This window comes from Mycobacterium sp. SMC-19, assembly GCF_045310815.1.
Lineage (GTDB): Bacteria > Actinomycetota > Actinomycetes > Mycobacteriales > Mycobacteriaceae > Mycobacterium.
On sequence record NZ_JBJIAM010000005.1, the window covers coordinates 122,406 to 142,125 of the forward strand.

The window sequence follows — 19,720 nt, forward strand, 5'->3', positions numbered from 1 at the left end:
GGGCGTCCCCGCGGCCCGCGTCACTCCTTGATGATCACCGGGTCGCCGATGTTGACCCGGTCGAAGTACCACTCGGCGTCGGTAGGACTCAGGCCGACGCAGCCGTGGCTGACGTTCTCCAGCCCCAGTGAGTGCAGCGCCCACGGTGCGGAGTGGACGTAGAGCCCGCGCCGGGTGATGCGTACTGCCTGCTCGACCTCGAAGCGGTAGCCCTCGGCGGAGTCGATCGGGATCCCCACGCTGCTGGAGTCCATGATGACCTTGCGGTCCTTGCCCAGCACGGTGTAGTTGCCCGTCGGCGTCTCGTATTCGGTCTTGCCCATGGTGGCGGGCATGACGCCGTCTTCGCCCCAGTGCGGGCGGTGGTGCGGTGTGGGCAGCGGGCCGGCCTCGTCACCGTCGACGGTCACGGTGAAGGTGTGCGCCGAGATGCTGGCGACGCCCACCACCTTTGCGCCCGTGCTGAAGTCGACGGACAGCTTGCCCACCGACAGTGCCACGGCGCTGTGCGACGGCCAGTAGTGGTCGGGAACCCACTGCACCTCGGTGTCGTCGACCCAGTGAAAGGTTCCGGTCATCGGCGGGCTAGACCGCACCGCGATGCTGCGCTCGGCGGCCCGGCGGTCGATCATCGGTGCGGAGAAGGTCACCACCACCGGGTGCGCCACACCGACGACGGCACCCGAGGCCGGCTGGATCGATGCGATCCCGGCGCCGGGCGGTTGGCTGGCCGCGGCCGAACTCGTCCCGGGCGGCGTCACGAGCGTTGTGACCGCGACCCCGATCACCACCATTGCTGAACGCACCGATGTCCACATCGTCGGCATACCTTCCCGATCTTCTTACCTTGGGTTATCGCCGTTGATGGTAGGGAGATTCGCGCCCGAAAGCCTCGCGCACATGCCCACGAGTCGGTCAAGGCTTCATTAAGTTTTGGACACGGCAGCGTCAGCAGCAGCGTGCCCCGGGATCGCCGTCGTGCCGGCGCCGCCAGTAGTCGCGCTCGGAGAGCACCGGTTCGCCGGGATGGGCGCGACGGCGGTACTGCAGGTAGCGGCGGTAGTGGTTGTCGCCCAACAACGACGCCCAGTACCAGCCGACGTGACGGGCGGCCCGGCTTAATCCGCGCAGCGGGCGTCCCATTGCGCCTGCACCTTTCGTTCGGCCGCGGTCGCGATCAGCCCCGCAGGCGCGAATCGCCGCGAGGGCACCGGCGGCGGCTCGGCGGTCGACCCCGTGCCGCGAATCGCCCGCAGTGACACCAGAATTCCCGCAATGACCACCACCGCCACCACGGAGGCGAACACAATCGACAAGGTGCCCTGGATGAAGGTGTTGCGGACGACGTCGTGCAATTGCGCTGGGGTGGCCGCCGATCCGAAGGAGGTTTCGCCGGCGCGTTCGGCGGCCCGGTAGGCGAAGTGCTGAGTCCAGTAGCCCACCCGCGGATCACCGGAGAAGATCTTCTGCCACGACGCCGTCATCGTGACGGTCAGATCCCACAGCAGCGGAATGCCCGGGATCAGTGCCCATTTCAGCCCTGAGGTCCCGTTTCCCTTCTTGATCACGATCACCGTCACCACGGTCAGCGCGATCGCGGCCAGCAACTGGTTGGCGATACCGAACAGCGGGAAAAGGGTGTTGATCCCGCCGAGCGGATCGGTGACACCCATCAACAGGATCGAACCCCACCCGGCGACCACCGCCAGGCTGCACACCCACGCTCCGACCCGCCAACTCGGATTGGACAGCCGGCGCAGCGGTCCGCCCAGATTGCTCAGCGCGTCGGAGAGCATGAATCGGGCCACCCGGGTGCCGGCGTCGACGGTGGTCAGGATGAACAGCGCCTCGAACATGATCGCGAAGTGGTACCAGAAGGCCTTGAGGCCGGGCCCGCCGAACACCTGCCCCAGTACGTCGGCCATTCCCAACGCCAGGGTCGGGGCCCCGCCGGTACGCGAGACGATCGACTGTTCGCCGACCGCGGTGGCGGCCTCGGTGATCTGATCGGGGGTAATCGGCGACCCGCCCAGCCCGAGGCCGTTGACGTAAGCGGCGGCGCTTGAGGCGGTGCCGCCGGTCGCGGCGACCGGAGCATTGAGGGTGAAAAACAGGTGCTGGTCCAGAATCGATGCGGTGATCAGCGCCATCACCGCGACGAAAGACTCAGTGAGCATCCCGCCGTAACCGATCAGCCGCATCTGGCTCTCTTTTTCGAGCAGTTTCGGGGTGGTGCCCGAGGCGATCAGCGAATGAAATCCCGACAGCGCGCCGCACGCGATCGTGATGAACAGGAACGGGAACAACGACCCGGCGAACACCGGCCCCTCGCCGGTGCGGGCGAACTCCGAGACGGCCGGCGCGGCCATCAGCGGCCGGGCGATCAGGATGCCGACGGCCAGCAGGATGATCGTGCCGACCTTCATGAACGTCGACAGGTAGTCACGCGGCGCCAGCAACAACCACACCGGCAGCACCGAGGCGGCGAAGCCGTAGCCGATGATGCACCAGGACAACGTCACCGGGGACAACGTGAACCATGCGACGCCCCAAGAGGTTTCGGCGACCCACTTGCCCGATGCCACGGCAGCCAGTAGCGCGACGATTCCGATCAGAGACACCTCGGACACCCGGCCCGGTCGCAAGTACCGCAGGTAGAACCCCATGAACAGGGCGATCGGGATCGTCATCGCGATGGAGAACACGCCCCAGGGACTGACCGCCAAGGCCCGCACCACGATCAGGGCCAGCACCGCGATCAGGATCACCATGATGACCAGTACGCCGATGATCGCGGCCGCCCCGCCGACCACACCCAGTTCCTCGCGGGCCATCTGTCCCAGGGAGCGGCCCCGTCGGCGCACCGAGCACCACAGCACCAGGTAGTCCTGTACGCAGCCGGCCACCACCGCGCCGATGATGATCCAGATGGCGCCCGGCAGGTAGCCCATCTGCGTGGCCAGCACCGGGCCGACCAGCGGGCCTGCGCCGGCGATTGCCGCGAAATGGTGGCCGAAGAGCACCCGCCGGTCGGTCGGCAGATAGTCGGTGCCGTCCTCGAAGATCTCCGCGGGCGTGGCGTGGTCATCGCGCGGGCGAACGATCTTGCGCTCGATAAACCGTGCGTAGAAACGGAATCCGATGATGTAGGTGCACACCGCGGCGATGACGAACCACACGGCGTTCACTGACTCGCCGCGGGCGAACGCGATCGATGCCCACGCCACCGCGCCCGCGACCGCGACCGCACCGAACACCATTTTGTGCCGTGCGGAGATGGGGGAGCGGTCGATCACCGCCACCGCGGGCAACTCGGGGTCGGTGTGCACATAGGTCACCGGCCCGTCGTGTCGCTCGACTACCTCCGGCGCCGTCGGTGCGGCCACGGGTACCTCCTTGAGGCCTTCTCTGATGCCCGAGGGGCAGCGGTTTCCGAGCGGAACGATAACTTGTCCTAGATTCTCAACTACTAGATTTCCCGTAACGGCGGCGAAGGGGTGTGCATGGACATCAACGGCAAGAAGGTCGTCGTCGTCGGCGGCGCTTCCGGAATGGGCCGGGCCACCGCGGAGCTGCTCGCTGCCGGCGGGGCGGACGTCGCGGTGCTCGACCGGGAAGGCTCGGAGGGCAAAGAGGTAGCCGCCGGTCTAAAGGGTGGGGCTGGCGCCTTCTACCCGGTGGACATCACCGATTTCGACGCCACCGAGAAGACTCTGGCTGCGGCGGTCGAGGGCCTGGGTGGGCTGCACGTCATCGTCACCACGGCGGGCGGGGGTATCGCCAAGCGCACCTTGAGCAAGTCCGGCCCGCACGACCTGGAGTCCTTCCGTGCGGTGATCGACCTGAACCTGATCGCCACGTTCAACATCAACCGGCTGGCCGCCGCGCACATGAGCACCAACGAGCCCGAAGACGACGAGCGCGGCGTCATCATCAACACGGCGTCTATCGCTGCGTTCGAGGGTCAGATCGGCCAGGTCGCCTACACCGCCGCCAAGGCGGGCGTCGCCGGTATGGCTCTGACCATGGCTCGCGACCTCGGTTCGGTGGGCATCCGGGCGCTGGCGATCGCGCCGAGCCTGTTCGCCACCGGGCTGACCAAGGGCATCCCGGAGGAGTTCGCCAGTGCCCTGACCAAGGACGCGGCGTTTCCCAAGCGCCTCGGGCGGCCCGAAGAGTTCGCCAAGTTGGTTGCCGCCGTCGTCGACAACCCGATGCTCAATGGACAATGCCTGCGGCTCGACGCCGGGCAGCGGTTCGCCCCCAAGTAAACGAAAGCCAGGAGACAGCCCATGGGCATCGCAGTAACCGAAGACCACCGCGAACTGGCCGAAGTGGCCCGCGGATTCTTGACCGCGCAGAAGGCCCGCTCGGCGGCCCGTGCGCTGCTCGACGCGGCCGAGGAGACTCGGCCACCGTTCTGGGCCGAACTGGCCGCGCTGGGCTGGCTGGGCCTGCATATCGACGAGGAGCACGGTGGTTCGGGCTTCGGGCTGCCGGAGTTGGTGGTGGTGATCGAGGAGCTGGGCCGGGCGGTGGCGCCGGGGCCGTTCGTTCCGACCGTCATCGCCTCGGCGGTGATCGCTGCTGCCGGCACCCCTGAGCAGCAGGCCCGTCTGCTGCCCGGGCTGATCGACGGGTCCCACACCGCCGGCGTGGGGCTGGCCGGTGACGTCGTCCTGGACGGCGGCGTGGCCTCCGGTGACGCCGGCGTGGTGCTGGGCGCGGGCCTGGCCGACGTGCTGCTGGTGGCCGCCGGTGAGGACGTGCTGGTGCTCGAGCGGGACCGCGCCGGGGTCAACGTCGACGTGCCCGGCAACCTCGACTCCACCCGCCGGTCCGGACGAGTGACGCTGACCGGTGTCGGAGTCAGCGCCGACGACGTCCTGTCCGGTGGGCGTGAGTCGGCGCTGGCGCGCGCCCGGGTCTTGCTGGCCGCCGAAGCGGTCGGCGGTGCGGCCGACTGCACCGATTCGGCCGTCGAGTACGCCAAGGTGCGCGAACAGTTCGGCCGGACCATCGCCACCTTCCAGGCCATCAAGCACCATTGCGCCAACATGCTGGTCGGCGCCGAGTCGGCAACCGCCGCGGTGTGGGATGCCGCGCGGGCTGACGGGGAGGACGAATACGCCTTCCGGCTGGCCGCGGCGGTAGCGGCCACGCTGGCGTTTCCCGCCTACGTGCGCAACGCCGAGCTCAACATCCAGGTGCACGGCGGTATCGGCTACACCTGGGAGCACGACGCCCACCTGCAGCTGCGTCGGGCCCTGACCGTGCAGGCGTTGTTCGGCGGCGACGCGCCGGCCCTGGCCGTTTTCGAGAGCGCCGCGGCCGGCATCACGCGGGCCAACAGCCTGGACCTGCCGCCCGAAGCCGAGGAGCTGCGCGTCCGAATCCACGCCGACGCCGCCGAGATCGCGGGTTTGGGCACCGAAGACCAGCTGGACCGGTTGATCGCGACCGGCTACGTGATGCCGCACTGGCCCAAGCCGTGGGGCCGGGCCGCCGACGCCGTCGAGCAGCTGGTGATCGAGCAGGAATTCAGCGCCGCCGGTATCCAGCGGCCCGACTACTCGATCACCGGCTGGGTGATCCTGACGCTGATTCAGCAGGGCACCGACTGGCAGATCCAGCGATTCGTGGAGAAGGCGCTGCGCCAGGAGGAGATTTGGTGCCAGCTGTTCTCCGAGCCCGCTGCGGGCTCGGATGCCGCCGCGGTCAAGACCAAGGCAACCCGGGTCGAGGGTGGCTGGCAGATCAACGGTCAGAAGGTGTGGACCTCCGGCGCCCACCTGTGCCGGCGCGGCCTGGCCACGGTGCGCACCGACTTCGACGTGCCCAAGCACGCCGGCATCACCATGGTGATCATCGACATGAAGGCGCCCGGCGTCGAAGTGCGGCCGTTGCGCCAGATCACCGGTGGGTCGGAGTTCAACGAGGTGTTCTTCAACGACGTGTTCGTTCCCGATGAGGACGTCGTCGGCGAGGTCAACGAGGGCTGGAAGGTGGCCCGTGCGACCTTGGGCAATGAACGGGTCAGCATCGGCGGAGGTGGTTCTTACACCGCCGGGGTCGACCAGCGGCTGATCGCACTGGCTCAGCAGCACCGGAATACGGTGGCCGACGCCGCGGCGCGGATCGGCCGGTTCGTTGCCGACGAGCACGCGTTGCGACTGCTCAACCTGCGCCGGGTGGCGCGCAGCATCGCCGGCGCCGGCCCGGGACCGGAGGGCAACGTCACCAAGCTCAAGCTCGCCGAGCACATGGGCGATGGGGCAGCCATCGGAGCGGCGCTGCTGGGCCCCGACGTCGCCCTGGACGACGGGCCGGGCGCCATGGCCGGCCGGATGGTGATGGGCGCGCGCGGTATCGCGATCGCCGGCGGCACCTCGGAGGTGACGCGCAACCAGATCGCCGAGCGAATTCTGGGGATGCCCCGCGACCCGCTGATCAAGTAGCGTTTCTCACTGCGCCAGGTGGGGGTACCCCCGCTTGCGGGGGAGCGTGTTTGCACAGCGACACGCCGAGTGCAGCGGCATTCCGCGCACCCTGGATCGCGGTGAGGAGAACGCGAAATGGCAACTGTCGCAGACCATGTGATCGCCGCCCTCAAACACAGCGGGGTGCAGCGCATCTTCGGGATACCCGGCGACAGTCTCAACGGGCTCACCGATGCGATCCGCCGCGACGGCGAGGTCAGGTGGGAACAGGTGCGCCACGAGGAGACCGCGGCGTTCGCGGCCGCAGCCGAAGCGGCGCTCAGCGGCAACTTGGCGGTGTGCGCAGGTAGCTGCGGACCCGGCAACCTGCACCTGATCAACGGCCTGTTCGACGCCCAGCGCAGCCGGGTGCCGGTGCTGGCGATCGCTGCCCACATCCCACTGGCCGAGGTCGGCTCCGACTACTTCCAGGAAACCCATCCGCAGAACCTGTTTCGCGAGTGCAGCGTCTACTGCGAGCTGGTCAGCACCCCCGAGCAGGCGCCGCGCATCCTGGAGCTGGCCATGCGGGCGGCGGTGGAGGAGAACGGCGTCGCCGTCGTGGTGGTGCCGGGCGAGATCTTCGGCCACCGCCTCGACGAGACCGGCTGGGGAGCGCTTCCGGTGCTGCCCACCGGGTCGGTGTGCCACCCCGACGAGCAGGGGCTGCGGGCGGCCGCGGCCATGCTCAATGCCGCCGCCAATGTCACGATCCTGGCCGGTGCGGGCGTCGCCGGTGCGCACGACCAGGTGATGGAGCTGGCGCGCACATTGGCGGCTCCGATCGTGCACGCGTTGCGCGGCAAGGAATACATCGAGTACGACAATCCCTTTGACGTCGGGATGACCGGACTGCTGGGCTTCGCCTCGGGCTACAAGGCGATCAGGGAAGCCGACGTGTTGCTGATGCTCGGCACGGACTTTCCCTATCAGCAGTTCTATCCCGATCGGGCGCAGATCATTCAGGTCGACATTCGCGGTCGGAACCTGGGCCGGCGCACCCCGATCGATCTCGGGTTGCGCGGCACAGTCGCCGACACCGTCGCCGCGTTGCAGCCGTTGCTGGTGCGCAAGGACGACAGCAGCCATTTGGACAAGTCGCTGAAGCACTACCGCAAGACCCGCAAGAGACTGGACGCGCTGGCGTCCAACGATCGGGATCGCACCCCGATACGTCCCGAATATGTTGCCGCGCTGGCTAATCGACTGGCCAACGACGACGCGGTGTTCACCGTCGACGTCGGCTCTCCGGTCGTGTGGGCGGCTCGCTACGTGACCATGAACGGGCGGCGGCGGCTGATCGGATCGTTCAACCACGGCACCATGGCGTGCGCACTGCCGCACGCGATCGGCGCCCAGTCCAGCGACCGTGAGCGACAGGTCATCGCGTTGGCCGGTGACGGCGGGCTGGCGATGCTGTTCGGCGAGCTGCTGACGCTGACGCAGAATCGCTTGCCGGTCAAGGTGATCGTGTTCAACAACTCGTCGCTGAACTTCGTCGAACTGGAGATGAAGGCCGCCGGCATCGTCAACTTCGGTACCGAGTTAGACAATCCAGACTTCGGCGCCGTCGCCACCGCGTTGGGCATGTTCGGACGTCGGGTGGAGCATCCCGCCGATTTGGAAGCGGCCCTGACCGAGGCATTCGCTTACGACGGTCCGGCGGTCGTCGACGTCGTCACCGCCCGCCAGGAACTGTCGATCCCCCCGGCGATCACCGCTGAGCAGGCCAAAGGATTTTCGCTGTATGCGATCCGGACCATCCTGGCCGGTCGCGCCGACGAGCTGCTGGATCTGGTGACCACCAACGTGGCCCGCCGCATCTTGAATTGATATCGATCTCGATGCTGGTCCATAAATGCATTGCGCGTCCGGCGGACCCGCTACTAGCCTGGGTGACATCATGCGGTACCTAGTCGTAGTAGCCAGCACCCGCAGCGGGGTCTGATCCAGACCGGCCCCCCGCTGTGGGTCGGAAGCTACTACCCGTCGGTCGCTCTCTTCGAGCAGAAAAGACCGCACCATGGCATACACATCCTTCGCAGATCGGTTCAGCACCCGACTCCCACGTGAACTGCGCGACTCGGCCGCCCAGCTCACGTGGGAAGGCTTCGTGGCCAACTATGGGCGCTGCGCTGGGCCGCTGCGGCTGGGCCGGTGGCGTTGCCTGGACGCCGACCGACCCACGGCACGGGTGGGGCTAGAGGGCCGCACCTATCAGGCGACGATCGCCATCGGAGACCGGACCGGCACGTGCACCGCCGCGGCGCACGGACCGCTGGCCGCGCTGACCGAGATGCTCTACGGGCGCGGAATCACGTTGGAAATCCTAGGATTTCATCAGCTCGCTTGCGGCGCCGAGACGGCGACGTTCATCCACGGATCCAATGGCCGCGCGACGGCCTGGGCGGTGGGCTTCGCGCCCGACGCAGGGGCCTCGGCCGTGGATGCCGTCGTCACGTGTGTCAACCGGCTGTTGACGGCAAGGTGATCGTGCCGGCGCGCGGCTAGAGCCGGCGCAGGACGATCGGCATCCCGTCCATCGGGATCGGCATGCCGCCGTAGTCCCAACGCGGCTTGTAGTCCGGGTGGGCCAGCTCAATCCGGTACTGGCGCAGTAGCCGATGCAGCACCGTCTTGACCTCGAGACGGCCGAACACCATTCCGATGCACTTGTGCGCCCCGCCGCCGAACGGCGCCCAGGCGTAGCGGTGCTTCTTGTGCTCGGCCCGTGGCTCGAGGAACCGCTCGGGGTCGAATTGGCGCGGGTTGGTGTACAGCTCGGGCAGCCAGTGGTTCATGCCCGGCCAGGTGACCACGTTGGTGCCGGCCGGCACGTAGTGGCCCAGCAGATCGGTGTCGCGCACGGTTTGGCGCATGTTGAACGGCAGCGGCGTCACCAGCCGAAGGGACTCGTCCATGACCAGGTCGAGGGTCTCCAGCTTCTCCAGCGACTCGATGTCCAGCGGGCTGTCGCCCAGGCGCGTCGACTCGTCGCGCGCTCGGTCCTGCCACTCCGGGTGGGCGGCCAGGTGGTAGATCATCGTGGTCACCGTCGAGGTGGTGGTGTCGTGGGCGGCCATCATCAAAAAGATCATGTGGTTGACGATGTCGGCGTCGGAGAAGCTGTTGCCGTCCTCGTCGGCGGTGTGACAGAGCACGGTCAGCATGTCGGTGCCCTCGGCCTTGCGACGCTCTTTGACCCGCTCGACGAAGTAGTCCTCGAGCAGCTTGCGGCCCTGCAGGCCCTGCCACCACTTGAACGGCGGCAAGCCGGTCCGGATGATCGCGCCGCCGGCCCGAGTGGTCTGCTCGAAGGCGCGGTTGACCTTGGTGACCAGCTGGTGGTCGCTGCCCGGCTCGTGGCCCATGAACACTACCGAGGCGACGTCGAGGGTCAATTCCTTCATCGCCGGATACACCAGGAAACGGCCGTCGTCGGTGGGCCAGTCGGCCACGATCGCCGAGGCCACCCGGTCGATGTCCTCGACGTAGCTGGCCAGCCGGGGCCGGGTGAAGGCGGACTGCATGATCCGCCTATGGCCCATGTGCTCGTCGAAGTCGAGCATCATCAGGCCGCGGTTGAAGAACGGCCCGATCACCGGGAGCCAGCCCTTCTGTGAGTAGTCCTTGTTCTTGTTGGTGAAGATCGTCTGGGTGGCGTCGGGTCCCAGGGCGACGATCGACGGCAGGATGGGCGAGTCGGCGAAGGTGATCGGGCCCCGGGTGTTGTACAGATGCAGCGGGAAGTCGGGTCCCTGGCGGAACATCTCGACGATGTGACCCAGCAGCGGCAGCCCCGAGTCGCCGACGATGGGCTTCAGATCGCTGCCTTCCGGCGGGGTAGCCAGCGTCCGTTGCGGCCAGTCGACTGTCATCAGCCGCTTTTCCAGCAATCCCATCCCGGGGATGGTGTTCACGGTCGGGATGAACCGGCGTTTTGCCTGGTCGAGCAGGTAACGCGGGGTGCTGATGGTGGTCACAGACGCTCCTCTAACGGCCCGGACAGGTTGTGGTAACCGTCACTCGGCCCTAATCCTTGAAGTAAGTTTGACGCCTGTCAAGTTTGAATCCGGCGCGGCGTGGTGCAAGGTGCAAAGGTGAATAGCGAGGATGGCGCGGGTGGGCGGTCTGCCGACGATCTGCCGATGCGGCGGGGCGACAAACAACGTCAGGCGATTGTTCAGGCGGTGCGCGAACTGCTGGAGGAGAAACCCTTCGCGGAACTGTCGGTCAGCACCATCAGCGATCGGGCCGGTGTAGCGCGCTCGGGCTTCTATTTCTACTTCGACTCCAAGTACGCCGTGCTCGCCCACATCCTGGCGGAGGCCACGCACGAGCTCGAAGAACTGACCCACTACTTCGCGCCGCGGGGTGCCGACGAATCGACGGAGGCATTCGCCGAGCGCATGGTGGGCAGTGCGGCCGCGGTCTACGCCCACAACGATCCGGTGATGTCGGCGTGCAACCTGGCCCGCAACAGCGACGCCGAGATCCGAGAGCTGCTCGACGCGCAGATCGATGCGGTGATTGACCAGATCGTCGGCGTGGTCAACGACGAACTCGCCGCGGGGACCGCGAACCCGATCAGCGACGACATCCCGGCGCTGGTGCGGACCCTGGGCGCTACCACCGCCTACATGCTTTCCGGAGACAGTGCCTTCGTCGGGCCCACCGGTGACGTGGGTCGTGGCGTGCAGGTGCTCGAGGCGTTGTGGCGCAACGCGCTGTGGGGCGGCCGCAAGCGCTAACGGCTCGCCGCCAGCAGCTCACCGGGGGATTGAATCATCGGTGAGCGGTACCGCCGGTATCGTCTGCACCCATGACACGCGTAGCGCAGTACTACCGGGGCAAGCGGTGCTTCATCACCGGAGCGGCGAGCGGGATCGGGCGGGCCACCGCGTTGCGGCTGGCTGAGCACGGCGCCGAGCTGTACCTGACCGACCGCAACGCCGAAGGCCTGGCCGAAACCGTCGCGGACGCACGCGCGCTGGGCGCGCTGGTACCCGAGCACCGGGTGGTCGACATCGCCGACTACGACGATGTCGCCGCTTTCGCCGCCGACATTCATGAGCGGCATGGGGCGATGGACGTCGTGATGAACATTGCCGGGGTGTCGGCGTGGGGGACCGTCGACCGGTTGACCCACCAGCAGTGGCGAAAGATGGTCGACATCAACCTGATGGGCCCGATCCACGTCATCGAGTCGCTGCTGCCGCAGATGATCGCCGCCGGCCGCGGCGGGCACCTGGTGAATGTGTCCTCGGCGGCCGGAATCGTCGCCTTGCCCTGGCACGCGGCCTATTCCGCCAGCAAGTACGGCCTGCGCGGAGTGTCGGAGGTGCTGCGCTTCGACCTGGCCCGGCACAAGATCGGGGTGTCGGTGGTGGTGCCCGGCGCGGTGAAGACCGGGCTGGTCCACACCGTCGAGATCGCCGGCGTGGACCGCGAGGACCCGCACGTGGAGAAATGGGTGGGCCGTTTTGCCGGCCATGCCGTGTCGCCGGAGAAGGCGGCGGACAAGATCCTGGCCGGGGTGGCCCGCAACCGCTACCTGGTCTACACCTCCGGTGACATCCGGGCGCTGTACGCGTTCAAGCGGCTGGCCTGGTTGCCCTACAGCGTGGCCATGCGTCAGGCCAACGCGCTGTTCAGCCGGGCACTGCGGCCGTCGCAGGCGTCACTGCGCAGCTCCTGAGCCGCCAGATGGCTCAGCGGCTGCCCCAGTTCCAGGCCGGGGTGTTGAGCAGACCCAGCCCGGCGGCTCGCGTCTCGCCGAAGTCTTTGTAGACCTCGATCTCCGCGGTGTCGTGGCGGTCGGCCTCGGCGACCGGCACGGCGGCGAGCAGTTCGGGCATGGCGCGCGCGTGGGTGACCACCACGACCTGGGTCCGGTTGGCTGCGGCCCGGATGAGTTCGGCCAGGGGCGCCACCAGATCGGGGTGCAGTGAGGTTTCCGGCTCGTTGAGCACCATCAGCGACGGTGGCTGGGGACTCAGCAGGGCGGCGGCCCACAGCAGGAAGCGCAGGGTGCCGTCGGACAGTTCGGCGGTACGCAATGGCCGCAGCATGCCGCGCTGGCGCAGCTGAACGTCGAACATGCCGTCGTGGGAGCTGACCGACAGCGTGGCCCCGTCGAATGCGGCGGCGATCGCACGGTCCAGCTCGTCGTCGCCGGACTCGATGATGGTCTGTACCGCCGCAGCCAGATCGACGCCGTCGCCGGCGAGTACCGGCGTGCGCGTGCCGACCTGCGGCCGTCGCACCGGTGCGCCGGCGTCGACCCGGAAGCCGTCGTAGAAGCGCCAGTCCCGCAGCCGGTCCCGTACTGCGGCCAGTTCCGGATGTGCGGCGGGGTGGGCGAATTCGGCGAGCACGCTGCGATAGGTCGGCAGGGTCCGCGACAGTTCCTCGACACCGGAGTCCGTGCTGGACTGCGCGAAAGCCCGGGTGCGGCTGACCAAGGTGGCGCCGCGCCGCGGCACCGGTCCGGCGAACACGATCTCCCGCTTGATCTCCGGATCGTGGGCGAACGCCGACGCCTGCTCGGGGTCCTGCGGCAGTCCCAGATCGACCAGGTAGCCGAAATCGTCAGAGGCGAAACCCATCTCCAGCGACACCGGTCGGGTGCGCACACTGCCTTGGGCGGCTCCGCTGCGCCGCGCTTCGCCGAGCTGTTCGGGGCCGGCCCACAGCACCGACTCCAGGCCGCCCTCGCGGGCCAGCGAGCCGATCACCTCGCCACGCCCGCAGTCGGCCAACAGTCGTAGCGCCCGATACAGCGATGACTTGCCGGTGCCGTTGGCCCCGGTGACGACCGTGAGAGGGCGCAACGGCAGCACCAGGTCGCGCAGCGAGCGGTACCCGCGCACAGCCAGCGTCGAAAGCATGCTCGGCAGGTTAGCGGGCTCCTCCGACAGGGGATGGCCACCCGCGGCCTCAGTGGCGTCACAGCGGCGGCGGGCCACGATGACGGGCATGCTGTGTCGAGACGCGATGAACTGGGAGGTGGGGTGAGGGGCAGCACGCACCGGATGCGGGCCGTCATCGAGCGGCTTCGCTCGCTGTACAGCGGTGTGCGGACCCGATCGGCGCTGGCCGCCGCGGCGGTGATGACGATCTGCCTCGCCATTGCGGGCGGGCTGCTCCTGCTGGTGCTGTATCGGTCGCTGGAATCGACCGCCGAAACCGCGGCGGGACTTCGCGCCGAAAACATCGCCGCCCAGCTGCGGTCTGACGATCTCGACGATCTGGAGTCGGCGCTGCTGGCCACCGATGGGCAGATCGCCGTGGTGCAGGTGATCGGGGCGTCGGGCGTGATCCGGGCCGCCTCCAACGGCGCACCCCGATCTCCACTGGCCGCGGTAGCCCTCGATGAGGGCAAAGCGCGCTACGTGGGCCGCGTCGAATCCGCCACTGGCGAGGAGTATTGGGTATCGGCCCGCGGCGCCGCCGCCGACGGAGCTCCGGTCACCGTGCTGGTGGGGGTGGACCGCGAACCGGTCGAAGAGATCGTCGCCGAGGTCGGTGTGCTGCTGGCGCTCGGCGCGCCGATTCTGATCGTGTTGGTGGCGGCGGGAACTTTCCGCCTGGTCGGCGCCGCACTGCGCCCGGTGGAAGCGATCCGCACCCAGGTGGCGTCGATCTCGAGCGCTGACCTGACCGAGCGGGTTCCGGTTCCCCGAACCCATGACGAGATCGCCGAACTGGCGACGACGATGAACGCCATGCTCGCTCGCCTGGAACACGGCAGGGCCGCCCAACTTCGCCTGGTCAGCGATGTCTCGCACGAACTGCGCAGCCCGCTCGCCACGATCACCACCGCGCTGGAGCTGGCCAGTGGCCGGCCCGAGCTGATGGACCGGGAACTGATCGACGAATCGCTGCTTCCGGAATCACGCCGGATGAGCCGACTTCTCGAAGACCTGTTGCTGCTGGCCCGCTCCGACGAAGGGGCACTGGGACTGCGGTGGGAGGACGTCGACATCGACGATCTGATGGAGGCCGAGGCGGCCCGGCTGAGTGGTAACGGGGCGGTCGGCGTCGCGACCGAAATCCGGGCCTGCCGGGTAACGGGCGATCGCGCCGCCCTGACCCGGGTGGTTCGCAACCTGGTCGACAACGCGGCCCGGTATGCCCGCAGCACGGTGACGCTGAGCTGCCGTCCGGTCCCGGACGGCGTCGTGATCACGATCGCCGACGATGGTCCCGGGATCCCGGCGCGGGATCGGAGCCGGATCTTCGAACGGTTTGTTCGGCTCGACGCGGCCCGGGCCCGGGCGTCAGGTGGAACCGGGCTCGGCCTGGCGATCGTCGCGGAGGTGGTGCGCGCCCACCGGGGCACCGTCGCTGTCGGTGATGCTGCCGCCGGTGGTGCGGTGTTCACCGTCGCACTGCCGCGGCAGGGTTGCCCCGATCAAGAATCGCTGTCCGAGCGCAGCCGGTAGCCGGCGCCACGCACGGTCTCGATGGTGGCGAGCCCGAACGGCACGTCGACCTTGCGGCGCAGATAACCGATGTAGACCTCGACGACGTTCTCGTCGCCGGAGTAGTTCGTATCCCACACCGACCGCAGGATCTCGGGCTTGGTGACGACGTCACCCTGGTTCCGCATCAAGAACTGCAGCAGCCCGAATTCCCGCGGCGTCAGGGTGAGCACCGTGTCGCCGCGGGTCACCCGGCGCCGAGCCGGATCCAGCGTCAGGGTGCCGGCGGTGAGCACCGTCGGACGCGCCGGGGCGCCTCGGCGCAGCAGTGCGCGTAGCCGCGCCACCAGCACGACGAATGAGAACGGCTTAGTCAGGTAGTCGTCGGCACCGATGTCGAAGGCATCCGCCATGTCGTACTCGCCGTCCTTGGCCGACAGCATGAGTACCGGCGTCCACACCTGCTGGGCTCGCAGCTCGCGAACCACCTGATAGCCGCTGAGGCCGGGCAGCATGATGTCCAGCACCACCACGTCGTAGTCGCCGGTGGTGGCGGCGGCCAGACCATCTGCGCCGTCGTGTTCGACGTCGACGACGAAGCCCTCGGCGACCAGTCCACGACGCACCGTCTCAGCCAGCCGAGCCTCGTCTTCGACCAGCAGTATCCGCACCACACCAGTACAGCAGAGCGCGACCACCGGGCTCGCCGCGTTCTCAGCGGTCCCACAGCGCCTCGCGGACAAGCTGGTGCCATGACCGGAATTACTACCAATCCAGACACTTTGATCGCCACGTTCGGTCTGCTGGGCGTGCTGGCGGTGGTGTTCGTCGAGACCGGTCTCCTGGTGGGCTTCTTCCTGCCCGGCGACTCGCTGCTGTTCACCGCGGGCGTGCTGGCCGCTCAAGTTCACCCCGCGGTTCCGTTGTGGCTGCTGATACTGACCGTGCCGCTCGCGGCGATCGCCGGCGATCAGTGCGGGTACTTCCTCGGGGTCAAGGCGGGGCCGGCGGTGCTGGAGTCGCGGGGCGCCCGACGGCTCGGCCGCCATCAGGTGGAGCGCGCCCAGCGCTACTTCGCTGCCCACGGCAAGGCGACGGTCTTCCTGGCGCGCTTCGTCGCGGTGGCGCGGACCCTGACGCCGGTGCTGGCGGGGGCGTCGGGAATGCGCCATCGAACGTTCACCGGCTACAGCATCGCCGGGTCTTTGGCCTGGGGTGCGGGCGTCCCTTTGCTGGGGTACCAGCTCGGCGGCATCGGGTTCGTCCGCGCACATCTGGACCTGGTTCTGCTGGCGGTCATCGCAGTGTCGCTGGTACCGGTGCTGCTGGGCGTCGTGGGCGGCCGTCTGCGCCGGAACCGTCGCCGGCCGGCCCCCGTTGCCGTGGCGGATCTGCGGGAATCTGTGCCTGCCGGGACGCGTTGATGGGGAGGCTGGGCAGCTTTGCTGGCAGGAGGCCGGCGGGTGCCTGCGCCGATCGCTTGTCGGTGCCGAGTGGTAGACCTGCGGTTATGAAGAGAGAGATGCTCGAATGTGAGATGCGACACGCCGACGTACACGGCGCCGCAAGCTTACGACCAGCGAATTTCAACAATGTCGTTCAGAACATCTAGTATTAACCCCGAGGGATGACCACTAGGTGTAGTGTTCGGGGGACCGACAGGCCCGGGATCTTCCAGTTATCCGGGCCGCGGCAACCGGCACCAATTTCGGTGCTCTGCCACGGCTGCGGAGCTGGAGAACGGAAAGTCCTGGCGGCTAGCTGAACGTAGTGCCCGATCCGTCATCCTTTCGTTGTCGACGATTCGCTGAGGAGCCTGCCGCCATGAGCATCACTGTCTACACCAAGCCCGCGTGCGTGCAGTGCAACGCAACCTACAAGGCGTTGGACAAGCAGGGCATCTCCTACGAGAAGGTCGACATCTCGCTGGACCCCGACGCCCGTGACTACGTCATGGCGCTGGGCTACCTGCAGGCCCCGGTTGTGGTCGCCGGCGACGAGCACTGGTCGGGTTTCCGGCCGGACCGCATCAAGGCGCTGACGCAGACCGCGCTCAGCGCGTAGGCGCCGGTGGTCGGGTCGGGTACGGGTGGAGTCTGACTGAGAGCTGAAGGGGGTCGCCATGTCTGCGGATTCGGAATGCAGCCTGGTGTATTTCTCTTCGGTGTCGGAGAACACCCACCGGTTCGTGCAGAAGCTGGGCCTGCCGGCCATCCGGATCCCGCTGCACGGACGCATCGAGGTCGACCACCCCTATGTATTAGTCCTGCCGACCTACGGCGGCGGACGTCAGCAGCCCGATATGAACGACGGCGGCTACGTGCCGAAGCAGGTCATCGCTTTTTTGAACAACGAACACAACCGGGGGCTGCTGCGCGGCGTGATCGCGGCCGGCAACACCAACTTCGGTGCGGAGTTCTGCTACGCGGGTGACGTGGTGTCCCGCAAGTGCGGGGTGCCGTACCTGTATCGATTCGAATTGATGGGAACCGACGAGGACGTACAAGCCGTCCGCGCGGGCTTGGCCGATTTCTGGAAGGACGAGGCATGCCACCAACCGCTGCAACTGCAGAGCAGGTAACCGCAACCACCCGCAGCGCACCGGTGGGCGAGCTGGACTTCCACGCGCTCAACGCGATGCTCAACTTGTATGACGCCGACGGCAAGATCCAGTTCGACATGGATGTGCTGGCCGCCCGTCAGTACTTCTTGGAGCACGTCAACCAGAACACGGTGTTCTTCCACAATCAGGACGAGAAGCTCGACTACCTGATCCAGAAGGAGTACTACGAGCGCGAGGTGCTCGACCAGTACTCGCGCAACTTCGTCAAGTCGTTGCTGGATCGGGCCTACGCCAAGAAGTTTCGGTTCCCGACGTTTCTGGGGGCGTTCAAGTACTACACCTCCTACACCTTGAAAACCTTCGACGGAAAGCGCTACCTGGAGCGGTTCGAGGACCGGGTGTGCATGGTCGCGCTGACCCTGGCCGCCGGTGACACCAAGCTGGCCGAGCAACTCGTCGAGGAGATCATCGACGGTCGCTTCCAGCCCGCCACCCCGACGTTTTTGAACTCCGGCAAGAAGCAGCGCGGCGAGGCGGTCAGCTGCTTTTTGCTGCGCATCGAAGACAACATGGAATCGATCGGCCGGTCGATCAACTCCGCCCTGCAGCTGTCCAAGCGTGGTGGGGGAGTGGCGTTGCTGCTGAGCAACATTCGCGAGCATGGCGCCCCGATCAAGAACATCGAGAACCAGTCTTCCGGGGTCATCCCGATTATGAAGCTGCTGGAGGACTCCTTCTCCTACGCCAACCAGCTCGGCGCCCGTCAGGGTGCCGGTGCGGTGTACCTGCACGCCCACCACCCCGACATCTACCGCTTCCTGGACACCAAGCGGGAGAACGCCGACGAGAAGATCCGGATCAAGACGCTGAGTCTGGGCGTGGTGATTCCCGACATCACCTTCGAGCTGGCGAAGAAGAACGAGGACATGTATCTGTTCTCGCCCTACGACGTCGAGAAGGTCTACGGGGTGCCGTTCGCCGACGTCTCCGTCAGCGAGAAGTACTACGAGATGGTGGACAACGCGGCCATCCGCAAGACCAAGATCAAGGCGCGCGAGTTCTTCCAGACTCTGGCCGAGTTGCAGTTCGAATCCGGCTACCCGTACGTCATGTTCGAGGACACGGTGAACCGGGCCAACCCCATCGAAGGCAAGATCACCCACTCGAACCTGTGCTCGGAGATCCTGCAGGTCTCCACCCCATCGGAATTCAACGACGACTTGTCGTACGCCAAGGTGGGCAAGGACATCTCCTGCAACCTCGGTTCGCTCAACATTGCCAAGGCGATGGACTCGCCGGACTTCGGCCAGACCATCGAGGTCGCCATCCGGGCGCTGACCGCGGTGTCGGATCAGACCCACATCTGGTCGGTGCCGTCGATCGAGCAGGGCAACAACTCCTCGCACGCCATCGGGCTGGGGCAGATGAACCTGCACGGGTACCTGGCCCGGGAGCGGATCTTCTACGGTTCCGAAGAGGGCATCGACTTCACCAACATCTACTTCTACACCGTGCTGTATCACGCACTGCGCGCGTCGAATCGTCTTGCCCTGGAACGGGGTACGTCATTCGTGGGCTTTGAGAATTCCAAGTACGCCTCTGGGGAGTTCTTCGACAAGTACACCGAGCAGGTGTGGGAGCCCAAGACCGCGCGCGTGAGTGAGCTGTTCGCCGAGGCGGGCATCCGGATTCCGGGCCAGGACGATTGGCGCCGGCTCAAGGAGTCGGTGCAGGCCCACGGGATCTACAACCAGAACCTGCAGGCCGTCCCGCCGACCGGGTCGATCTCCTACATCAACCACTCGACGTCGTCGATCCATCCGATCGTGGCGCGGGTCGAGATCCGCAAGGAAGGCAAGATCGGCCGGGTCTACTACCCGGCGCCCTACATGACCAACGACAACCTGGAGTACTACCAGGACGCGTACGAGATCGGCTACGAGAAGATCATCGACACCTACGCCGCGGCCACCCAGCACGTGGACCAGGGGTTGAGCTTGACGCTGTTCTTCAAGGACACCGCGACCACGCGCGATGTGAACAGGGCTCAGATCTACGCCTGGCGCAAGGGGATCAAGACGCTCTACTACATCCGCCTGCGGCAGATGGCGCTGGAAGGCACCGAGGTCGAGGGTTGCGTGTCCTGCATGCTGTGACCATTTTTCCGACGACACGCGGGCCAGGGGACATGTCCTCTGGCCCGTTTGTTCGTTGGGGGAGGTCAGAGTCCTAGGTCGATCGACTGCTTACTG

Annotated in this window: 17 protein-coding genes; 11 read left to right on the forward strand and 6 right to left on the reverse strand. The window is 67.0% G+C overall.

Translation table 11 applies throughout. The annotated features are described in order from the left end of the window. Nucleotides 1–20 precede the first annotated feature (20 nt). The 3 genes from ACJH5R_RS12800 to ACJH5R_RS12810 all read right to left on the reverse strand — a co-directional run bounded on the left by ACJH5R_RS12800 (nucleotide 21) and on the right by ACJH5R_RS12810 (nucleotide 3,386). Nucleotides 21–818 (reverse strand): L,D-transpeptidase, encoded by a 798-nt coding sequence (locus tag ACJH5R_RS12800; RefSeq protein ID WP_406782082.1) that lies wholly within the window; start codon nucleotides 816–818, stop codon nucleotides 21–23. 130 nt (nucleotides 819–948) lie between these two features. Then, nucleotides 949–1,143, reverse strand: coding sequence for a YbdD/YjiX family protein (locus ACJH5R_RS12805; protein WP_406782083.1), 195 nt, complete (start codon nucleotides 1,141–1,143; stop codon nucleotides 949–951). After that, nucleotides 1,119–3,386 (reverse strand): carbon starvation CstA family protein, encoded by a 2,268-nt coding sequence (locus ACJH5R_RS12810; protein WP_406782084.1) that lies wholly within the window; start codon nucleotides 3,384–3,386, stop codon nucleotides 1,119–1,121. The genes ACJH5R_RS12805 and ACJH5R_RS12810 overlap by 25 nt, the downstream gene beginning before the upstream one ends. A gap of 117 nt (nucleotides 3,387–3,503) precedes the next feature. Here ACJH5R_RS12810 and ACJH5R_RS12815 point away from each other — a divergent pair, with 117 nt between their 5' ends. The 4 genes from ACJH5R_RS12815 (at nucleotide 3,504) to ACJH5R_RS12830 (ending at nucleotide 8,970) form a co-directional block, all read left to right on the forward strand. After that, nucleotides 3,504–4,271, forward strand: coding sequence for an SDR family NAD(P)-dependent oxidoreductase (locus ACJH5R_RS12815; RefSeq protein WP_406782085.1), 768 nt, complete (start codon nucleotides 3,504–3,506; stop codon nucleotides 4,269–4,271). Between the two features lie 21 nt (nucleotides 4,272–4,292). Next, nucleotides 4,293–6,458, forward strand: a complete 2,166-nt coding sequence (locus ACJH5R_RS12820) for an acyl-CoA dehydrogenase (protein WP_406782086.1) — start codon at nucleotides 4,293–4,295, stop codon at nucleotides 6,456–6,458. Nucleotides 6,459–6,575: 117 nt separating this feature from the next. After that, the gene (poxB, locus tag ACJH5R_RS12825) at nucleotides 6,576–8,312 is read left to right on the forward strand and encodes a ubiquinone-dependent pyruvate dehydrogenase (protein ID WP_406782087.1); all 1,737 of its coding nucleotides are present in this window, start codon (nucleotides 6,576–6,578) and stop codon (nucleotides 8,310–8,312) included. Between the two features lie 190 nt (nucleotides 8,313–8,502). Continuing rightward, the gene (locus ACJH5R_RS12830; protein WP_406782088.1) at nucleotides 8,503–8,970 is read left to right on the forward strand and encodes a homocitrate synthase; all 468 of its coding nucleotides are present in this window, start codon (nucleotides 8,503–8,505) and stop codon (nucleotides 8,968–8,970) included. A 16-nt stretch (nucleotides 8,971–8,986) separates the two neighbouring features. Here ACJH5R_RS12830 and ACJH5R_RS12835 read toward each other — a convergent pair whose 3' ends face one another. Continuing rightward, a complete protein-coding gene (locus ACJH5R_RS12835; protein WP_406757507.1) occupies nucleotides 8,987–10,462 on the reverse strand; it encodes a cytochrome P450 in 1,476 nt (491 codons plus the stop codon). Between the two features lie 165 nt (nucleotides 10,463–10,627). Here ACJH5R_RS12835 and ACJH5R_RS12840 point away from each other — a divergent pair, with 165 nt between their 5' ends. Next, the gene (locus tag ACJH5R_RS12840) at nucleotides 10,628–11,230 is read left to right on the forward strand and encodes a TetR/AcrR family transcriptional regulator (protein ID WP_406757632.1); all 603 of its coding nucleotides are present in this window, start codon (nucleotides 10,628–10,630) and stop codon (nucleotides 11,228–11,230) included. A gap of 71 nt (nucleotides 11,231–11,301) precedes the next feature. Continuing rightward, nucleotides 11,302–12,177 (forward strand): SDR family oxidoreductase, encoded by an 876-nt coding sequence (locus ACJH5R_RS12845; RefSeq protein ID WP_406757506.1) that lies wholly within the window; start codon nucleotides 11,302–11,304, stop codon nucleotides 12,175–12,177. A 13-nt stretch (nucleotides 12,178–12,190) separates the two neighbouring features. Here the strand turns inward: ACJH5R_RS12845 and ACJH5R_RS12850 are convergent, their stop codons facing one another. Beyond that, complete coding sequence (locus ACJH5R_RS12850) at nucleotides 12,191–13,369, reverse strand: AAA family ATPase (RefSeq protein ID WP_406757505.1); 1,179 nt, start codon at nucleotides 13,367–13,369, stop codon at nucleotides 12,191–12,193. Between the two features lie 144 nt (nucleotides 13,370–13,513). Between ACJH5R_RS12850 and ACJH5R_RS12855 the strand changes: the two genes are divergently transcribed. After that, nucleotides 13,514–14,926, forward strand: a complete 1,413-nt coding sequence (locus tag ACJH5R_RS12855) for an ATP-binding protein (RefSeq protein ID WP_406757631.1) — start codon at nucleotides 13,514–13,516, stop codon at nucleotides 14,924–14,926. On the opposite strand, the gene ACJH5R_RS12860 is transcribed toward ACJH5R_RS12855, so the two are convergent. Beyond that, on the reverse strand, nucleotides 14,896–15,576 hold the full coding sequence (locus ACJH5R_RS12860; RefSeq protein WP_406757504.1) for a response regulator transcription factor: 681 nt from the start codon (nucleotides 15,574–15,576) through the stop codon (nucleotides 14,896–14,898). The genes ACJH5R_RS12855 and ACJH5R_RS12860 overlap by 31 nt on opposite strands. An 81-nt stretch (nucleotides 15,577–15,657) precedes the next feature. Between ACJH5R_RS12860 and ACJH5R_RS12865 the strand changes: the two genes are divergently transcribed. From ACJH5R_RS12865 to nrdE, 4 genes are all read left to right on the forward strand, one after another. Beyond that, nucleotides 15,658–16,329: a DedA family protein gene (locus tag ACJH5R_RS12865; protein ID WP_406757503.1), complete on the forward strand. Its 672-nt coding sequence runs from the start codon at nucleotides 15,658–15,660 to the stop codon at nucleotides 16,327–16,329. A gap of 400 nt (nucleotides 16,330–16,729) precedes the next feature. Continuing rightward, nucleotides 16,730–16,969 (forward strand): redoxin NrdH, encoded by a 240-nt coding sequence (locus tag ACJH5R_RS12870; protein WP_406757502.1) that lies wholly within the window; start codon nucleotides 16,730–16,732, stop codon nucleotides 16,967–16,969. 58 nt (nucleotides 16,970–17,027) lie between these two features. Further along, nucleotides 17,028–17,486 (forward strand): class Ib ribonucleoside-diphosphate reductase assembly flavoprotein NrdI, encoded by a 459-nt coding sequence (gene nrdI / locus ACJH5R_RS12875; protein ID WP_406757501.1) that lies wholly within the window; start codon nucleotides 17,028–17,030, stop codon nucleotides 17,484–17,486. After that, the gene (gene nrdE, locus ACJH5R_RS12880) at nucleotides 17,453–19,624 is read left to right on the forward strand and encodes a class 1b ribonucleoside-diphosphate reductase subunit alpha (RefSeq protein WP_406757500.1); all 2,172 of its coding nucleotides are present in this window, start codon (nucleotides 17,453–17,455) and stop codon (nucleotides 19,622–19,624) included. Before nrdI ends, nrdE begins: the two co-directional genes overlap by 34 nt. Nucleotides 19,625–19,720 lie beyond the last annotated feature (96 nt).

Bases quoted from the DNA above. Each gene is read 5' to 3' on its own strand.
- ACJH5R_RS12800 (WP_406782082.1), bottom strand. From the start codon at position 818: ATGTGGACATCGGTGCGTTCAGCAATGGTGGTGATCGGGGTCGCGGTC.
- ACJH5R_RS12805 (WP_406782083.1), bottom strand. From the start codon at position 1,143: ATGGGACGCCCGCTGCGCGGATTAAGCCGGGCCGCCCGTCACGTCGGC.
- ACJH5R_RS12815 (WP_406782085.1), top strand. From the start codon at position 3,504: ATGGACATCAACGGCAAGAAGGTCGTCGTCGTCGGCGGCGCTTCCGGA.
- ACJH5R_RS12820 (WP_406782086.1), top strand. From the start codon at position 4,293: ATGGGCATCGCAGTAACCGAAGACCACCGCGAACTGGCCGAAGTGGCC.
- poxB (WP_406782087.1), top strand. From the start codon at position 6,576: ATGGCAACTGTCGCAGACCATGTGATCGCCGCCCTCAAACACAGCGGG.
- ACJH5R_RS12830 (WP_406782088.1), top strand. From the start codon at position 8,503: ATGGCATACACATCCTTCGCAGATCGGTTCAGCACCCGACTCCCACGT.
- ACJH5R_RS12840 (WP_406757632.1), top strand. From the start codon at position 10,628: ATGCGGCGGGGCGACAAACAACGTCAGGCGATTGTTCAGGCGGTGCGC.
- ACJH5R_RS12845 (WP_406757506.1), top strand. From the start codon at position 11,302: ATGACACGCGTAGCGCAGTACTACCGGGGCAAGCGGTGCTTCATCACC.
- ACJH5R_RS12850 (WP_406757505.1), bottom strand. From the start codon at position 13,369: ATGCTTTCGACGCTGGCTGTGCGCGGGTACCGCTCGCTGCGCGACCTG.
- ACJH5R_RS12855 (WP_406757631.1), top strand. From the start codon at position 13,514: ATGCGGGCCGTCATCGAGCGGCTTCGCTCGCTGTACAGCGGTGTGCGG.
- ACJH5R_RS12865 (WP_406757503.1), top strand. From the start codon at position 15,658: ATGACCGGAATTACTACCAATCCAGACACTTTGATCGCCACGTTCGGT.
- ACJH5R_RS12870 (WP_406757502.1), top strand. From the start codon at position 16,730: ATGAGCATCACTGTCTACACCAAGCCCGCGTGCGTGCAGTGCAACGCA.
- nrdI (WP_406757501.1), top strand. From the start codon at position 17,028: ATGTCTGCGGATTCGGAATGCAGCCTGGTGTATTTCTCTTCGGTGTCG.
- nrdE (WP_406757500.1), top strand. From the start codon at position 17,453: ATGCCACCAACCGCTGCAACTGCAGAGCAGGTAACCGCAACCACCCGC.